This window comes from Stenotrophomonas ginsengisoli (assembly GCF_001431485.1).
Classification (GTDB): domain Bacteria; phylum Pseudomonadota; class Gammaproteobacteria; order Xanthomonadales; family Xanthomonadaceae; genus Stenotrophomonas; species Stenotrophomonas ginsengisoli.
Genome location: NZ_LDJM01000093.1, coordinates 1 through 654, shown reverse-complemented (window position 1 = coordinate 654; position 654 = coordinate 1). Strand labels below are relative to the sequence as shown.

The window sequence follows — 654 nt, the reverse complement described above, 5'->3', positions numbered from 1 at the left end:
AAACCGCTGAACAAGGAGCCGACCAGGAGTCCGGCCAGAAGGGGTCGAATGTGCATGTTGTTCCTCCCGTTTGGTTGGTGGTTTGTTTGAGTTCGAGCCCATGGGGCACCGGACTCACTCGATCGGGCTCGTCTCGGCGTCGTGCTCTGCGACTTCCGCCAACGAAAGCCGCTTGTCGCCATCGAAGTCGACCTCGGAAAAGTACTGGCTGAGCGTGTGTTCCACGGGCAATTCCTTCTGACTGAGATAGCCGTCCTGGTTGCGGTCCAGTTCGGCAAACTTGGCTTGGATGTCTTCCAAGTCGCAGCGTTGCTTCAGCATGCCGACTCCGCGCGAACTGAAGTCGGCTGCATCGCCCCAGGCGGCCAGTTCAATGCACGTCGTAGGAGCTGAATTCGCTGGCCGCGACACCGTTCCTTCATCCTGCAAACTGCTGGAGCGGACCTCCGGAGTGGACACGAGCAGAACAAGTGCGAGGAGCAGAAACGTAGGCTTTTGGTCAATTTTCATTGCAGCTTCTCCAGAAAGTGCGTGTGCGGATATACCTCGGTTCCGGCAGTCGCCGGCGTGATGATGACCAGGCGCTGTTTCGTCGCCCAACGCAACCGGTTCAGTGGCCAAGTGCCTGCGACACCCAGCCCCACAGTGCGGCGC

General features: G+C 59.3%; 1 protein-coding gene. It reads right to left on the bottom strand.

Annotation, left to right across the window (positions count from 1 at the left end; genetic code table 11):
• Positions 1-114 precede the first annotated feature (114 nt).
• Positions 115-510, bottom strand: coding sequence for an EF-hand domain-containing protein (locus ABB30_RS15470; protein ID WP_057639187.1), 396 nt, complete (start codon positions 508-510; stop codon positions 115-117).
• Positions 511-654 lie beyond the last annotated feature (144 nt).